At 57.7% G+C, this 14,460-nt stretch carries 8 protein-coding genes and 3 tRNA genes; 7 read left to right on the plus strand and 4 right to left on the minus strand.

All coding sequences use genetic code 11. The features are described 5' to 3' along the window. Nucleotides 1-235: 235 nt before the first annotated feature. The 4 genes from WX88_RS03040 to WX88_RS03055 all read right to left on the minus strand — a co-directional run bounded on the left by WX88_RS03040 (nucleotide 236) and on the right by WX88_RS03055 (nucleotide 2,455). On the minus strand, nucleotides 236-1,774 hold the full coding sequence (locus tag WX88_RS03040) for a T9SS type A sorting domain-containing protein (protein ID WP_046242756.1): 1,539 nt from the start codon (nucleotides 1,772-1,774) through the stop codon (nucleotides 236-238). A gap of 349 nt (nucleotides 1,775-2,123) precedes the next feature. Continuing rightward, a tRNA-Arg gene (locus tag WX88_RS03045) sits at nucleotides 2,124-2,197 on the minus strand. 18 nt (nucleotides 2,198-2,215) lie between these two features. Continuing rightward, nucleotides 2,216-2,289 (minus strand) — tRNA-Pro (locus tag WX88_RS03050). A gap of 78 nt (nucleotides 2,290-2,367) precedes the next feature. After that, a tRNA-Ser gene (locus tag WX88_RS03055) sits at nucleotides 2,368-2,455 on the minus strand. A 146-nt stretch (nucleotides 2,456-2,601) separates the two neighbouring features. Here WX88_RS03055 and WX88_RS03060 point away from each other — a divergent pair. The 7 genes from WX88_RS03060 to WX88_RS03090 all read left to right on the plus strand — a co-directional run bounded on the left by WX88_RS03060 (nucleotide 2,602) and on the right by WX88_RS03090 (nucleotide 14,341). Beyond that, the gene (locus tag WX88_RS03060; RefSeq protein ID WP_052732279.1) at nucleotides 2,602-3,594 is read left to right on the plus strand and encodes a VWA domain-containing protein; all 993 of its coding nucleotides are present in this window, start codon (nucleotides 2,602-2,604) and stop codon (nucleotides 3,592-3,594) included. Continuing rightward, entirely contained in the window at nucleotides 3,591-4,598 is a 1,008-nt protein-coding gene (locus WX88_RS03065; RefSeq protein ID WP_197076647.1) for a hypothetical protein, read from the plus strand. Before WX88_RS03060 ends, WX88_RS03065 begins: the two co-directional genes overlap by 4 nt. Before the next feature lie 145 nt (nucleotides 4,599-4,743). Then, complete coding sequence (locus WX88_RS03070; protein WP_046242758.1) at nucleotides 4,744-5,928, plus strand: acetyl-CoA C-acyltransferase; 1,185 nt, start codon at nucleotides 4,744-4,746, stop codon at nucleotides 5,926-5,928. A 125-nt stretch (nucleotides 5,929-6,053) separates the two neighbouring features. Further along, complete coding sequence (locus WX88_RS03075) at nucleotides 6,054-7,493, plus strand: toxin-antitoxin system YwqK family antitoxin (protein ID WP_046242759.1); 1,440 nt, start codon at nucleotides 6,054-6,056, stop codon at nucleotides 7,491-7,493. A gap of 703 nt (nucleotides 7,494-8,196) precedes the next feature. Further along, entirely contained in the window at nucleotides 8,197-10,758 is a 2,562-nt protein-coding gene (locus tag WX88_RS03080) for a TonB-dependent receptor domain-containing protein (RefSeq protein WP_082115813.1), read from the plus strand. 117 nt (nucleotides 10,759-10,875) lie between these two features. Beyond that, nucleotides 10,876-12,216, plus strand: a complete 1,341-nt coding sequence (locus WX88_RS03085) for a serine hydrolase (RefSeq protein ID WP_046242761.1) — start codon at nucleotides 10,876-10,878, stop codon at nucleotides 12,214-12,216. A gap of 160 nt (nucleotides 12,217-12,376) precedes the next feature. Next, the gene (locus tag WX88_RS03090; RefSeq protein ID WP_082115814.1) at nucleotides 12,377-14,341 is read left to right on the plus strand and encodes a M28 family peptidase; all 1,965 of its coding nucleotides are present in this window, start codon (nucleotides 12,377-12,379) and stop codon (nucleotides 14,339-14,341) included. Nucleotides 14,342-14,460: the final 119 nt, after the last annotated feature.

Raw genomic sequence — 14,460 nt, forward strand, 5'->3', positions numbered from 1 at the left:
GTGGGCGGGGGTAAAAACTAAGCAGTGAGCGGCCGGTTTGGTCGCTTGTTACCTAACACTCAAAAGTACTTATTTAATCCCATTCCTGTCAGATTTTGCGCTTTTCATCACCGTATTTTTTTATTTTACAGCTCGTCGGTAAAACCTGAAACCAAGCTCCTCATTAGGAAGAAATTTGGGCACAAAAAAGCCCCTCCTAACGGGGAGAGGCTTTTTTACAACTGCGCAAAAAGGATTAGTCAATCACCACTTTTTGGGTAGCAATGCCAGCGTCCGTGCGAATCCGCAGGGTGTAAACGCCGGTTTTTTCACCACCCAAGTCCAGGTTAAAGGTCTTAGCCCCAATTGCCGCGGCGTTGAGTAACTGCGAGCGCACCTGACGTCCTACTACGTCTATCACGGTAAGTTGAGCACCGGCTTTCAAGTCCGAACCCAAGTTGACCTTGAATACCCCGGAGGAACTAGGATTAGGCGACACGCTTAGAGTGCTTTGTAAAGCGGCATTGCGATTGGCCGTTAACGTACGTGAATACTTAAAAATCCCGCCTACACCGTTTATATCAGTGAAGAGGGTACCATACCCTACGGTGCTATTTGCCGTAGCACCCGGAATCAAATCCAGTGTAAAGAAGTAGCCCGGAGTTGCTGCCGTGGTTGTTGAGACAGTCAGGTTTGTCCAGTTAACGCCATCGGTGCTAGTAGAGGTACCAAAATCTTCAGGCACTTGGCCAGTAGTGGGTACGGGGTAACGCGGACCTACACTGTAGTACACGCCGTTAACGGCATCGATATCGTTGCGAAAGAAGCTGCCACTGGCATTGTTAACAGGCGTAATCGGGGTCCAGTTGATGCCTCCGTCGGTAGTACGAGCCACATTGAGGCCTGTAATAGTGCCCGGCGTACCGCCCGTAATTGTATAGCCATAGCAAATGCCTTCATTAGCATTTTTAAATGCCAGTCGAGTTACGGCACCAACCATGTTAGGAATCAGGTTTGAAACGGTCCAGGTCACTCCAAAATCCGTGGTTTTGATTACACGTACTTGAGCAGTTTGATCAGAGGATGCTAAACCAGCCCACAGTGTACCAGGGGTGCTGTCTAATGCAAAAAATGCTTCCGCATTGCCATATTCATTTGCGATAGCAGGCGGAACCCCAGTTGTAAGGCGGTTCCAGGTTTCACCACCATCAGTAGTTCGCAGAATTTCGAACTGATTAGGAGCCGCGGTGGTTGGGTCACCCAATGCTACCCCAATCAGGGGTGTGAACATGTGCACCCAGTTGCAGAAGGCTCCTTCGCCTCTGAACTGCGTAGCAGTTGTTTTTTTAACCCAGGAGTTACCAGCGTTGGTTGTTTTTACGATTTCGCCGCCATAGGCGGTAGCTGCCGGCCCGGTTACATAGGTAGAGCCCGGATATGCTGCGGCAACGGCAGTAGTGGCCGAAATCCCGGAAATGTTAGCAACAGTTGCATTATGGCTAGTAGGAGCCGCCCCGTCGTTGGATACCGTGACAGCGCCAAAATCAAACTGGTCGCCGGCGCCAGTTGGGTTATTGGTAACTATGAAGTAACCTGGAATGGAAGCAGGAGCACCTGCAGGCACTCGGTCTGATGCAACCCCCCACATCAGGGTGGGCGACAACGTATGAATCCGTTCGATGGTGTAGGGACCGAATATATTAGGAGATGGGTTATTGACCTGCGTCCAGGGACCTTGTGCCTGAACCTGATTGGCGAACCCGAGCAAACCCAAGAAGAGTAAGTTTTTTTTCATGACAAATTACAATGATGTTGAATTTAGGTGGAGAAGAAAAAAATGAAGAGGGTGAAAAATCATCAGCGCATCCTTATGCAAAGGGTATGTTATTTCAGATGCTTGAGGGGCCAATATAAGATACAATATTGATTTTTCCCAAAACAACGACATTTGCAGTGTGTGGGTTGCGACAAGGTGCAGACCCACAGCTGGAAAAACGTCTTGGAGCGGCGGCTTTTTTGGAGATGCTATTGCGATAACGGGCTAGCCGTACTGTTTAACAGCGGCGCTTGACTGTGCTCCTTCGAAAATCGATTTTGCCTAAAATACAAAAGTCCCTTCCCGAGTGGGGAAGGGACTTGAATAATGGCCCCGTTTGGATTCGAACCAAAGACCGACTACTTAGAAGGTAGTTGCTCTATCCAGCTGAGCTACGGGGTCGAAACGGGGTAATAAATGTCGGGGTGGCAGGATTCGAACCTACGACCTCCTGCTCCCAAAGCAGGCGCGATACCGGGCTACGCTACACCCCGAAAAAAATAATGTTGAGTTAAGAAAGCTTCCTACTGGGTGGAGCCCCAACGGGTAGCTTTCGCAACCCAACATTATAGTGGAGAGGGGGGGATTCGAACCCCCGGTAACCTTTAGAGCTACGGCAGTTTAGCAAACTACTGGTTTCAGCCACTCACCCACCTCTCCAGGCTGGTCTTCGCTTCCGTTCGAAGCGGGTGCAAATATACGGGCCGATCTGAAAAGCCCACACTTTAGTTGAAAAAAATATCTTCGAAGCCCCGGAAAGCCGAGCGAGCGCGGAGTTGGTGGTTTATTTGTCCTTCAGAATTTCTGTGTTCAGCATCTTGCTTACCTGGGCCTATCCTTATTTCGTAGCAGTGGGGCTAGCCATGGCAGTGGGCCTGCTGCTGCTGGTGCGGCTGTGGCGGCGCAGCAGCCGGCTGAGCCAGGCACTGGGCACCCGGCCCCGGCACCGCGGCTGGAAACTGATGCTACGAGTGCTGGCGGCTGCCTTGCTTCTGGGCGCAGCACTAGGCCCATCGCTGGGTGTAAGCCAGCGCCCGGTGCGTACTGCTGGCAAAGATGTATGGCTGCTGGTGGATGTGTCGCGCTCAATGGACGCGCCGGACGTGGCTCCTACCCGGCTGCTACGGGCACAAGCGGAACTACAGGAACTAGTAAGCCAGTTTCCGGCCGACCGGCTGGGACTGGTGGTTTTTGGGGCAGAGGCAGTGGTGCAGTGCCCACTTACGTATGACCAAGAAGCCATACAGGTCTTTATTAGCACATTGCAAACTAATTTGCTGCCTCCTGGCCCCACCACGCTGCGGGCACCACTGGAGCTGGTGTTGAGCCGGCTGACACCAGCACCGGGACCTGCCTCAGTGGTGGTGCCGCGAGCCACGGCAGTGGTAGTGGTAAGCGATGGCGAGGATTTTGGCGAAAACCTGGAACCGGTACTACGTACACTGGGGCGCACTGGGGCACGAGTCTACGCGGTCGGTGTGGGGACAGCCGCGGGGACTAACCTGCCGAAAGCCGGGGGTGGCTTTTTGAAAGATATTCACGGGCAGTTGGTGCTAAGTCGTCTGCATGAGGCCTCCCTGCTGCAGTTAGCCGCGCAAACTGGCGGGCAGTATGTTGAGTTGAATAATCAGCAAAATGGGTTTGAACCACTGCTACGGGCACTGCAGACCATGCCGGGCGCGGCCGAGCAAGTGCGGACGGTGGCCGTGGCCGATAATCGCTACCGCTATCCGTTGGCTTCGGCACTGCTGCTGCTGGCGTTGGACGTCGTATTAACCGTCACCATTATTCGGCCGTGAGGTACCTTGTGCTACTTATTTTGCTGCTTGGCAGGCCTACGTGGAGCTTGGTTACGTGGGTGCGCGACCGGAATGTAGCAGTAGCCGATGGCACTAAGGCCTACGTTCGGGGTGATGCGGCACGGGCTACTGCTGCGTTTACCGCTGCATTGGCCGCGCAAGCCCGACGGGCGCCCGACTCACGCCTGCTCCTCAACCTGGCTCATGCGCAGGCGCAGGCCGGGCAGCTTGATGCCGCCCATGCCACCTACGGCCGCCTGCTTACCGGCAGTCCAGCAACTTTGAGCAGTGTGGCGCGACAGCAACTGGCGGTGCTGGCTGCCCGGGAGGGTCAGCTAGCCCAAGCGTTAGGCTTGTTGCGGCAGGCGTTACTTCTTGACCCTCGTAATAGCGGAGCACGCTTTAATTATGAGGTGCTGAGTGCCTATTTGACGAAAAAGCCGAACAGCCCAAAAATTGCGCCGCCACCCAAAGCTGCTGTGCCTGATACGCCCAAGCCGTCGTCGGCAAAGAATGGGAGTGACAAAAAGCAGCCAGCAGAGAAAGCCGGTACCGACCGCAAGGGTGAAGTTAATGATTCCAGGCCCGCTCCGGCTGCGCCAACCACACCGCCTGAGCGCCGCTCCGACCCGGCTGGCCAACCGGATAATCAGCAGGCTGATGCAACGCCGGGCAACGCTGCGAAGGGCGGCCGAACGCCAGGTGCCGGAACACCTCAGCCAGTAGCAAGCGGGGAGTCTGCCGGGGCTCAGCAGGGAGTGGACCAGAATAGCATAGCCCCTACTCCTACCGCCAATGGCCGGAGCAACCGCCCAGGCTCAGATGCCGCCACACCAAGCGACTTGCGCCTACAAACCCAGCGTGAACGCCTGCAAGCCATGAACTTGAGCCCGGCCCAGGCCCGCCAACTCCTGGAAACGCTGCGGGCGCAGGAGCAACAGTATTTGCAGCAGCTGACGCGCCCCTCCCAGCAAAAGCTCGATCCAAGCAAGCCGATGTGGTGATGGGGACTGATAATAAGATGATTAACAGGTCAACTAAACGGTGCGGGCAACTGTTTGAGCAATTACCATTTCGGGGGGTCTAAAGCCGTACTTTTGCGGCTCGGTTCAACCTCCCACCCCACTACTTTTTACATTCGTTTCTAATATGCAAACCAAAGAAGTTGTCATTATATCTGCCGTCCGCACGCCGATTGGCTCATTTGGCGGGGCTCTGGCATCGTTGTCGGCCACCGAACTGGGCGCCATTGCCTTAAAGGGAGCACTGGAGAAAGCCGGCGTGGCACCATCGGAAGTGGAACAGGTGATTATGGGCAACGTGATTTCGGCCAACCTGGGCCAGGCACCCGCCCGGCAAGCGGCCAAAAAAGCGGGCCTGCCTGATACCGTGGAGTGTACTACGGTGAATAAAGTCTGTGCTTCGGGCTCGAAGGCCATCATGTTTGCCGCCCAGGCCATTATGCTGGGACAATCGGATGTGATTCTGGCTGGTGGCATGGAGAGTATGAGCAATGTGCCTTACTACCTCGACAAGGCCCGCTTTGGCGCCAAATATGGCCATGGTCAGATGATTGACGGCCTCGTGCGCGACGGCCTCTGGGACCCATACCATGACTATGCCATGGGCAACGCGGCCGAGAACACGGCCAAAGAAATGGGTTTCACCCGCGAGCAGCAGGATGCTTTTGCCATCGAGAGCTACACCCGAAGCGCCGCGGCCGCCAAAGCCGGCAAGAAGAAGGATGAAATTGTGCCCGTAACCATCGAGAGCCGCGGCAAAACCACGGTGATTGAGGACGACGAGGAATACCTCAAAGTAGATTTCGCGAAAGTACCCGGCCTGAAACCGGCGTTCCTGAAAGAAAACGGCACGGTGACGGCCGCTAACGCTTCGACCCTGAACGATGGGGCTGCCGCCGTGCTGCTGATGAGCCGCGAGAAAGCTGAAACGCTGGGCCTTACGCCCATTGGCCGCATCCTGGGCTTTGCCGATGCAGAGCAGGCGCCCGAGTGGTTTACAACTTCGCCGGCACTGGCTATTCCGAAGGCATTGAAAAACGCTGGCAAGACGGCGGCGGACGTAGACTTTTATGAAATCAATGAGGCTTTCTCGGTGGTGAGCCTGGCTAACAACCAGCTGCTGAACCTGGAAGGCACCAAAGTCAACCTATACGGTGGAGCCGTGAGCCTGGGCCACCCACTCGGTGCTTCGGGCGCGCGCATCGTGACGACGCTGATGAACGTGCTCAAGAATGAGGGCGGCAAAATCGGCGTCAGCGGCATTTGCAATGGCGGCGGCGGGGCCAGCGCCATTGTGGTAGAGCGCCTGTAGCACGCGGTTGTGCAGGATAGAAGAGGTTTCGTGAGGTTTGATTGGACATCAGCCTCGGGAAACCTCTTTTTATTTTGCACAACTGCGTGCGAAATTTTTAGGTAGGGTGCGCCGTTCTTGCGTCTATGAAATATCTATTGCCTTTTTTTCTATTGCTGCTGGCGTTGCCTTCGCAGGCCCAAAAGCTGCGTCGACTCGTGACTTTCTTCGATTCGACCAAAGTGTATAAGCGAGAGGTATATACGGCCTTGGTGGCAGCTGATACTGTGCCCCAGGGTACTTACAAGCGCTTTTATCGTTCGGGGAAACTGGAGCAGCAAACCAGCTTTACTCAGGGTAAGCGCGACTCGGCTTACGTGGAATTTCACCCCACGGGCACACGGCGGCTGGAGGCTACGTACCGTGACGGTATCCGACAAGGGCCTTTCAAAACGTATTACGACGATGGCCACGTGGCGCAGACGGGCTTCTTTGAAAACGATGAGCCCACGGGCGAGCTAATTTACTACCATCCCAACGGCGAGGTGCGGCTGCGGACCACCCTGGCCAAGGGGCAACCCAACGGGCCGCTCAAGGCGCTGTACCCGGACGGCAAAACCCAGGCGGAAATCGGCTACGTGGATGGGCAGCCGAATGGGGCGGTGAAGTTTTATTACCCCAATGGCGTGGTGCAGAGCGAAGGTAGCTTCACGCGTGGGTTGCTGTCCGGGCCTTACAAAACGTATTATCCCAACAGCCAGATTGAGGTAGAAGTACTGGCCGACAAGAACGGCCGCGGGCGCTACCGCAGCTATTACCCCAGCGGCAAGCTCCAGACGGAGAGCACCTACGCCGCGGCCCCGCTGGTACAGCGCCCGGTAAAAAACCAGCTTGGCGATGACCTGACCAAGCGCGTGGCCCCGCCTACCGGCACGGCCAACCTCGACGGGCCGGCGACGAGCTATTTCGAAAGTGGCCAAATCAAAACCAAAATCACCTACCGCAATGGGGTGCCGAATGGCCACGGCCTCGAATATTTCGAAAACGGCAACCTGCGTGAGGATACAGACTATAGCAACAACGGGCGCGACCGGAAAATCACACGTTACCATGATGTGGCCGGGCAACTCGCGCAAGCCGAGGAACAGTACAAAAACAACCGCCCTGCGGGCACCTGGCGCGAGTTTTATCCCGATGGCAAGACGCCGCGGAAGACCGAAACCTACGGCCCTAGCGGACGCCTGGTGGGCGAACGGCTCACTTACTTTGAGAATGGACAGGTGCAAAGTCGCCAACCGTATCTGAACGGATTTATGGCGGGAATCGGGCAGGAATACTTCCCTTCGGGCAAGGTGCGCAAGGAAACAACTTACGTGCGCAGCATGCTGCAAGGACCTTTCCGGGAACTGCGCGAGGACGGTACCCTGGCCGTAAATGGGCTATATCGCAACAGCAAGCAGAGCGGCGTCTGGACCTATTATAAGGAGGACGGCCAGACGGTGGACCGCACCGTGACTTATCGCAATGGCACGCCGGTACAAGTGAACACAAAGCCAAAGGCCAAGCCGGCTGTTAAGCGCAAGTAGCTGGCGAACCTCACCCCTGCCGGGCACGGCCCTGGTTCGCTTGATGCGCGAAGCTCGCGGAAAGGTGAGCCAGACGACTTGAATGGTGACTGTTATACCTTCTCCATAGAAGGAAGATTGGGAGGCAACTCAAATTCCGCGCTAGCCGCAGAGCGGTGACAGAATGCTTTGGGCTTTTGTCACCGCTCCGCGGCTTCGTTTTGATGGGCTCTTTGTTCGTGGGTTCTGCCGAATTTAGTGTAGCGCGGCGGCTGTTTATTTTGGAAAGGCAACGGCCCTATTGCCCCTGCTTGATGGCTGGGGCTTTTTTTTTAGGTGGACGAGGCCTGGGGAAGGCAACTGGAGGTGGTGGATTTGCATCTGACAGGGTGAAACCGAAGCGCTGGGAAAGGTAGGTTCGGCAAATGCTATAATATTTTTCAGACTGAATAGCCTTGGCAATCAGTGGCTGATAGATTGAGTAGCCTTGCTTAACAGAAAATTATTTTACCAGTACCTTGCGTTACAAAGTACCTGTTCTACATTTGTTCTGTTGTTGACCCAGTAGCTGACGTTAGCGTGTACCAAAGACGGCCCGCTACCCAGCCACGGCACCTCACTCACCGGGGCGCGGGCGACAGCGCTTCTCACTTCCGCAGCGGAACCGCGGCCGCTGCCCGACCTGAGATGCCTGCTCGCTCCACTCACATCATCTCCCTACACCATGAAAAGCTCCCCTATTTCTCCCGCATTGTCTCGTTTTGGCCGCGCTCTTCGGGGCTGGGCCCTTGCTTCCTTACTATTGCCACTGGGTGCCGCGGCCCAAACTGCTGGTCCCGGCAGCGTGAGCGGCAGTCTGGTGGAAGAAAGCAACGGCAAACCCGTTCCTTTTTCCGACGTGCTGCTTCTGCGAGCTGCTGACTCCACGTTTGTGGCCGTGGCCCAAACGAGCGAGCAGGGTGCCTTTACCGCTGCCTCACTCCCGCTCGGCACGTACTTACTGCGGGTGCAGGACTTGAACTACAAGCCCTTGCGCCGCCGCTTCACCCTCACCGAAACCGCCCCAGTCATGCAGTTTGCGGGGCTGAAGATGGCCACAGCAACGGCCACCAAGCTGGGCGAAGTGGTGGTGACCGGCGAGAAGGCCACCGTGGTGGAAGAGCTGGGCAAACGCGTGATTAACGTGGAAAAAGACTTGGGCAGCGTGGGTGGCACGGCGGCCAACGTGCTGCAAAACGTGCCCTCAGTAAGTGTGGACGTGAACGGTACGGTTTCGATGCGCGGCTCCTCCAACCTTACTATCCTGATTGATGGCAAACCAGCCGGCACGGGCAACGGGGGCGGCGCGGGTGGCCCGCGCCTCGACCAGATTCCGGCCTCGAAGATTGCGCAGGTGGAAGTCATTACCAACCCTTCGGCGAAGTACGATGCCTCGGGTGGCGGCGGGGTTATCAACCTCATCACCAAGAAAGAAACCCGGAACGGCACGAATGGCACCGCTGCCCTGAACATAGGTACCAGGGACAAATACACCGGCAACCTGAACCTGACCCGCAAGGTGGGCAAAGCCACATGGTCGGCGGGCTATAATGGCCGCGACGTGACGTACGGGAGCCGCGGCCGTTCGGAGCAAACCGCGCTGCTGGGTGCGCCCCGGCTGGGCACCACGGAGAAACTCCAAACCGTGCGGACGACGCAAGTGGGCGTGGGCCGCGAGATTCACCGCAACCACTCTTTGGAAGTAGGCGTGCAGCTGGAACTGCCAAAAGACCAAACGCTGAGCCTGAACGTGTCGCCGGGTACGGAACAAAACCTTGAAGGCGAGAGCCAAGTCCTGACCCAGCAAACTGATAATGGCCCCATGCAGCGCGCCCGCGGCCGGCAAGATTTGGACGTGAAGGTTGATATTCTGGAATACGGCGGCGACTACCGCCGCACCTGGGCTGCCCACAAAGGCCGCGAGCTGACGGCCAACTTCGGCGGCGTACGAATTGACGCTACGGTACCGGTGGTGCAGCGGCAGTACGTGGAGCCCGGCTCGGTGCAAGTGCCCCAGCCCGGCACCCGGCAACAGCTCGACCTAGTTGCTGACATCCAGTTTGGTAAGATTGATTATACCCACCCTTTTGCGGAAGGCAAAGGCCGCCTGGAGATGGGAGCAAAGTTTGAGCGCCAGGCCAACCGCGGCTCCAATAAATTCGGCTTCGCCGGCGAAAGCCGTCCCGACGAGTTCCAGGATGACGCCGCCCGCTCGCTTACTTATACCTCGGAGCAGCTGGTGCCCGCGGCTTATGTGACGGTGCAGCGGCCCCTCGGCCCCAAGTGGAGCACCCAGCTGGGCCTGCGCTCGGAATATACCCGGATGAGCGGCACCGTGGAAGGCGGCGTGGGCATCACCCAGCGCGGCAGTCTGGACCAGGATTACCTCAACTTCTTTCCTTCGGCCAACATCAGCCGGGAATTTGGCAAGGAGCCGGGCCAAAACCGCTTGCAACTGAGCTACGCCCGCCGCCTCAACCGGCCCAACTTTATGCAGCAGCTGCCGCTGGCCATCTATCAGGACCCGCGCAGCTACCGCCTCGGCAACCCCCGCTTGCAGGCCGAATTCAGCCACAACATTGAGCTGGGCCACCAGCTGAACCTGGGTCAGGCCACGATTACCAGCACCGTCTTTACCCGCATCACCACCAATTCTATCCAGCGCCTGCGCTACATCGACACCGTGGCTACCCGCCTCGCCGGACCCGGCGCCGGCCTGGTCACGGCCGAAACCTACGACAACCTGGGCACCACCACCAACATCGGCGCCGAGTTCAGCCTCAACCAGCCCCTGGCCAAGTGGTGGCGCCTGAACGCCAGCACGTCTATCTACCGGGCCCAAATTGCCGCCAACGCTTTCGGCAACAACCGTCAGGCCCTGGTGAGCAGCGTGCGCCTGAACAACAGCTTCACCATCCGTCCCACCCTGGATGTGCAGCTGAGTGGCAACCTGCGCTCGGCCTCGCTCACGGCTCAGGGCCGGCAGCTGGCCCAAGGGCAAATTGACATTGCCCTGCGCCAGCGCTTGTTCTCGGACCGCGCCGCCCTCACGCTCCGGGTGTCAGACTTACTGAACACCCTGGAGTACCGCAGCGAAATCGAGACCGATGCCCTGCGCAGCTACCGCTACGCTAAAGACGAAACCCGCGTGGGTTGGCTGGGCTTCACCTGGTACATCGGGGCCAGCAAGGCCAAGCCCGGCCGCATTGAGGCCGCGCCCCAGGGTGGGGGCGGGTTCGGGGGCTGAGTGTAATGCGCCGCCTCTTTTCGCGATACAGCAGGCAGCTCACTGCCCCTAACCGTGAAAAGAGGCGGTTTTTACCCGAGCAGCTATCCAGACTTTTCCACCTCACCTTTTGCCTTTATGTTTCACCGCTCTGCCTTCGTTCTCATTGGTTTGTTCGGGCTTGGGAGCCAGGTTTCGCAAGCTCAGGAAGTCAACACCGCTAAGCTCGACAGCCTGCTCACAGCATTGACCGTCAATAATAAGCTCATGGGCAGCGTGGCATTGTCGCGCAATGGCACGGTGGTGTATAGCAGGGCCTTTGGTTACCAGCAGCTTGATGGGACGACCAAAATACCGGCCACTACGGCCACGTGCTACCGTGTTGGTTCCATCAGCAAGATGTTCACGGCCACCATCATTTTTCAGCTTATTGAGGAAGGCAAGCTGACGTTGGCAACGACACTGGCCACCTATTTTCCGGAGCTACCCAACGCTCAGTCGATTACCGTGGGCCACCTGCTGGGCCATCGAAGCGGGCTCCACAGCTTCACCAGCGACGCAGCTTACAAAACCTATTTCACGCAGCCCAAAACCCAGGCCGAACTGCTCGCAATTATTGGGCAGACCAAGGCAGACTTTGCGCCGGGCACCAAAGCCGAGTATAGCAACACCAATTACGTGGTGCTGAGCTACATTATTGAGAAAATCACCAAAAGACCTTACGCCCAGGTCCTACAACAGCGGGTAGTGGCCAAAGCTGCGCTGAAAAGCACGTACTACGGCGGCAAAATCAACCCACAAAAACAAGAGAGCTATTCCTACGCAGCCGGTGGCAGCGGCTGGGTGCTGGCACCCGAAACCGACATGAGCATTCCCAGCGGCGCAGGCGGGGTGGTGTCGACTCCAACCGACCTCAACCGGTTTCTGGAGGCGCTATTTGGAGGGAAACTGGTGGCCCCAGCCAGCTTACAACAAATGCAAACTATCACCGACCGCTTCGGCCTGGGCCTGTTCAAGCTGCCCTTCGGTACTAAAGCAAGCTACGGGCACGCGGGCAGTATTGACGGGTTTGCGGCCATCACGAGCTATTTCCCCGACGAAAAGCTAGCGGTGGCTTTATGTAGCAATGCCCAGGCTTACTCCACAAACGAGGTCCTGCTGGGGGTTCTGAATATTTACTTCCAGCGCCCCTACCGCATTCCCAGCTTTCAGGCCAGCACCTTCACGCCCACTCCCGCCGACCTTGACCGTTATGCGGGCACCTACGCCACGCCGCGGCTGCCCCTAAAAATTACGATGCAGAAAGAAGGCAACACCCTACGGGCGCAGGCTACCGGCCAGTCGGCCTTCCTGCTCGAACCTGTGAGCAAGGACGTTTTCAAGTTCGACCAATCCGGCATTCGCATACAATTCGACCCCGCAAAACCCGAGTTCACGTTGCAGCAGGGTGGTGGCAGCTTCTTGTTTACCAAGGAGTAATTTTTTACGTGCGACCTGAAATCGGCGAAACACTAGGTTAGTGCCCATTTTCGCCTGTGCGCAGAGTAGAGCGGTTTGATTCCAGATTCTGCTATATACTACTCTCTTTTTTTAGCCGCATGGCTTCATTTATAAGTCTATTTCCCCCACAACTTTTTTCATGAAAACACCACTTTATCTGACCGTCGCGTTGCTGCTGGCCGCCGGAGCGGCTGCCGCGCAACCGACGACGCCCACTGCTACTGGCTCGGGCAAACTTAAAGTCAAGACCAAGCCCGGCCGCGGCACCAAAGCCCCCGCCGCTGCTTCCGCCCCGGTGGCCCCCACCGATTGGTCGGTGACGTATGCCAACAGCATTACGCCCGAGGCGCTGAAGCAGGACCTGACCATCCTGGCCTCGGACGAATACGAGGGCCGCGAAACTGGTAAGAAAGGCCAGAAAATGGCGGCCGAGTACATCGCCAAGGCCTTCGCGGCCGACGGGCTGACGGGTCCCGTGACGGGCTCGGACAATCCTTACCTCCAGCATTTCGAGATGAACCGCTCAGGTCTGGACGCAGCCGCATCAACAGTGAAAATCGGCGGCAAAACCTACCAGGGCGCCAAAGATTTTTACGCGCTGCTGGACGATACTTTCAGCGGGACTGTGCCGGTGCAGCCCGTGTTTGTTGGCTATGGCATCAAGGAGGACAAGTATTCGGATATGGCGACCGCGCCTGATCTGAAGGACAAAGACGCCATTCTGCTGCTGGGCGAACCGCTGAACAGCCAGGGAAAATCGTTGCTCGGGGCCGATGGCCAACCCAGTCCCTACGCCACCCTCGACCTGAAAGGGCTGGTAGCACGGCAGAGGGCCCTTGCACCGTTAGGTGCCCGCTCGTTCACCGTTATCATGCCCACCGCGGCGGCCTTTGCCCAGGTACCGGCCAGCTTCGGTTCCTTCCTGGACCAGGACCGGCTCACGTTCGTGGGGAAGCCGGCCAAATCTGGCATCAACCTGCTGCTGGTGTCGCCGGAGATGGGCGCTAAGCTGTTGGGCACCACGGTGGCAGGCCTTGAGAAGTACCAGAAGTCGGTAGCCCAGGCCGGCAAGGCCATTGCGTCGCCCTTCAAGCCGGTTACAGCGACGGTGCAGGCCGTCATCAAGAAGGAGCAGTTCACAACTGAAAACGTGCTGGGCTACCTCGAAGGCTCCGACAAAAAGGACGAAGTCATCGTCATATCGGCGCACTACGACCATTTGGGCGTTAAAAAAGGCGTGGTATTTAATGGGGCCGACGACGACGGCTCCGGCACGTCGAGCGTGCTGGCCATGGCCCGCGCCTTCAGCCAAACCAAAAAAGACGGACACGGCCCGCGCCGCAGCATTCTGTTTCTGGCCAATACCGGCGAGGAAGAGGGCCTGCTGGGCTCGCAGTACTACACCGACCATCCCATTTTCCCGCTCGAAAAAACGGTTACTGACCTCAACATCGACATGGTGGGCCGCGTGGACAGCCTGCACGCTGGCAAAGGCGACTACGTGTACCTGGTGGGCGACGACCGCCTTTCCGACGAATTGCACACGCTGAGCGAGGCCACTAACCAGAAGTACAACCCGCTGGCCCTGGACTACAAGTACAACGACCCCAACGACCCCGAGCGCATCTACTACCGCTCCGACCACTACAACTTCGCCAAGCACAACGTGCCGGTTATTTTCTACACCAGCGGCGACCACCCGCAATACCACAAGGCCACCGACGACGTGGCGCTAATTGATTTCCCGGCCATGGCCCGCCGCAGCCAGCTCATTTTCCACACTGCCTGGGCCCTGGCCGAGCGCGAGACCCGTGTGGCGCTCAAGCCGGAGTTTCTCAGCACTGGCTTCGTGCCGGCGGCAGCCGACCTCGACCGCTACGCGGGCAGTTACGCCAGCCCGCAGATTCCGCTAAAAATCACGCTAACCCGCGAGGGAACCGCCCTCAAGGCCCAGGCTACCGGCCAGCCCGCCTTTACCCTGGAAGCCGTGAGCAAGGACGTCTTCAAGTTCGACCAAGCGGGCCTGCGCCTGGAGTTCGACCCGGCCAAGCCCATCTTCACGCTGAAGCAGGGCGGCGGCAGCTTCGTCTTTACGAAGGAGTAATCTGTTGCTCGAGAGCAAGCAGCCCGCAGGCCGAAGCCGCACCCCACGGCAGGGGCAGCTTCGGGGGCTAAAGTAAAATTTCTGTTGCCACCCCGCTTTTCTCCCCTTCTTTTCTGCAA

This window comes from Hymenobacter terrenus (assembly GCF_000972495.1).
Classification (GTDB): Bacteria; Bacteroidota; Bacteroidia; order Cytophagales; family Hymenobacteraceae; genus Hymenobacter; species Hymenobacter terrenus.